The sequence below is a fragment of the Bacillus cereus group sp. BceL291 genome (genome assembly GCF_051776705.1).
Lineage (GTDB): Bacteria > Bacillota > Bacilli > Bacillales > Bacillaceae_G > Bacillus_A > Bacillus_A cereus.
Map to the genome: position 1 here is coordinate 1 of NZ_JBPWAP010000184.1, position 2,618 is coordinate 2,618.

Sequence of the window (2,618 nt, forward strand, 5' to 3'; positions counted from 1 at the left end):
TGTATTTGTCAATTAAAAATCCGGCCACATTACCATTGAAAGCCCAGCCACTTTTGTGAATTCTAATCAGTATCAATTTTTAATAAAACTGGCTGGATTTTCAATTATAATTCTTTCGAATTATATATAAAGTTATTAGAATTATACTACTGTATTAATTGTTGTGCTTCTAACCATTTTTCGGTTTCCTTCATGCGATAGGAATCACCTATCATGTTTACAATATATGCTTGATGTGTTAAACGATCAATCATTGCTGCCGTCATGACGGGATCTTGAAATATCTCTCCCCACCTTTCAAAAGATAGATTTGTAGTGATAATGGTTGCTTTCTGATTTGTTCGTAACGACAAATGAGTAAATAGTAATTCAGCCCCTTCCTTATCGAACGAAATATATCCCATTTCATCCGCTATGACTAAATCATACTTTTCAAATCGATTTTGAAATGCGCGTAATGTACGCTGAGAACGGCACTCTTTAATTTGATTGATTAATAAAGGGATTGTTGTGAACCAGACTCTATATCCTTCCATACAGGCATGAATTCCTAATCCAATAGATATATGAGTTTTCCCTGTGCCGGCATTTCCAGCTAAAATTACATTTCTCCCTTCTTTGATGAAATCTAAATTCTTTAATAATTTAAGCTTTTTTTGTGCATCTTGTGATAGGTCTGTCAAAGACAAATCTTCTAAATATTTTTTATAGGGAAAATCAGCGCGACGAATACGATTATATTTGGCTGATTCTTGCCGTGCATCTAGTTCTTTTTGAAGCAATTGTGCTAAAAACTCTTCATAACTAGCGTCAATTTGTATGGATTCTTTAATGATTTCTTCAAAATCCTGACGGATTTTAGGTAATTTCAACTCTTTACTGAGTGTGTTAATCTTTTCCACCCACATTTGTTTAGACTGAATCATACTTCTTCTCCTTAATGAATGTATTTTGTTTGAAACATCTGATCGTACGTTTGTAAGTGTTTTTTTGAATAGTGTTCAATATCAATTGTTTTTTGAGATGAGTATGTTAAAACTGGTATCTGTTCTTCCTTTTGTTTTGCACATAATAACTTAATTTTTTCTGTGGTAACATGGCTTGGATGGATATTACGCAGCTGATTGATACTACTTTCTATCTCTTTAAGAGTGACACCAGATTGCAAAAAGTGAAGTAATTCTATAAATTCTTTCGGGTGAGTGGTATAGTAAGAGTGGTAGATTTGCTTTAACTTTGGTGATGCCTGTTGTAGAGCCGAACTAGTGGCTAATGCACCAGGCTTTTTCTTTAGAGTGCCTACATAATGATCGAGTTGTAAACTCCACTCCTGATTTCCTGTCTTACGGCAATGAGTTGCTATTTTTTCTTCGTGATAAAAACATTGGATAGAATCGCTATAAACTTTAATACGGACAACTTCACCTACAAGATAATCTGGTACAGAATAACGATTTTGATCAATCACAATGGTAGAATATTTATCCACTCGTCCATTTAATATGCGTGCTGCATCAAAAGGAGGGGGGACGATGAATACATATTCTTGTTCCGTATAGAGTAGCTCGTTCGGTGTCATCTGTTGGTGTGATTTTCTAGGCTTTTGATTTAACTGTAAACAGATTTCGTGTAAGTATTTGTTAGCTTCTTGGAGTGTTTTAAAGGTATCTTGGTAGGCAAACGCTTTTCTTCGAACCACTTCTACACTACGTTCTACATGCCCTTTTTCATTCCCGCTTGCTGGATTACAAAAACGATAGTGAAATCCATAATATAACGATAGTTTGACTAAAGCTTCTGTCGGTTCTTTTTTATTTCCAATAAATTTTTTGACTGCTACTCTCATATTGTCATAAACCATTGTATGGAACACACCATTTACTTCTTGGAAAAATAAAGCATGGGCCTCTTGAAAACATTCTGTTTTTTGTTTAGTGAACAGATAAGCCATTCTAAAATTACTGTATGCAGACGTAAATACAGCCATTTGTAAAGTTCTTTTTTGACCGTCTATAATGAGCTTCACTTCTCCCCAATCAAATTCACAAACTTGTCCAGGTTGATGTTCCGCTTTAATAAATGCTTCTTTCTGTGTGTGTACGAGGGCTTTGATTGTTCGAAGAACAGTACCATAACTAATATCATATCCTTCGGATTCTAAACAGGTATGTATATCTACCGCTGTTTTCAATTGTTTTCCTAATCCTTTTTGCTTTTTTCTAAGGTTGTCTTCTAAATGTTCTTGTATTTTTTGTATCATTTCATCCGTTAACTTTCGCTTTTTCCGTTTGCCGATTTTGTATTTGGGCTTTTCAACAATAGATTGAATTAATTCTCCTGTGTCTACCTCCTTATTCTCTTGTAAAAGTTTTTTTCTCCTTTCCTCATATTCATCGATGTATTTTCCAACGGTGGCACGATCAAGCCCCAACTGTTTTGCAATTTTTCTTCTTGAATAATTTTCTCGTACGTGCAATAGTATGATTTCTTGTTTTTTCTGCAGATTAATCATCTCCCAAAATTCCCCCATACATTTATAAAATTTTCATGTATGGTTTATTATAAACTGGCTGGGTTTTCAATGATAATGGTGGCTTACTATTAAGTTACTAAAAACA

General features: G+C 34.2%; 2 protein-coding genes. Both read right to left on the minus strand.

Annotation, left to right across the window (positions count from 1 at the left end):
• Positions 1-146: 146 nt before the first annotated feature.
• Positions 147-926 (minus strand): IS21-like element helper ATPase IstB, encoded by a 780-nt coding sequence (istB, locus tag ACS2CR_RS33840; RefSeq protein WP_060852563.1) that lies wholly within the window; start codon positions 924-926, stop codon positions 147-149.
• Between the two features lie 11 nt (positions 927-937).
• Positions 938-2,512, minus strand: a complete 1,575-nt coding sequence (gene istA / locus ACS2CR_RS33845) for an IS21 family transposase (RefSeq protein WP_060852562.1) — start codon at positions 2,510-2,512, stop codon at positions 938-940.
• Positions 2,513-2,618 lie beyond the last annotated feature (106 nt).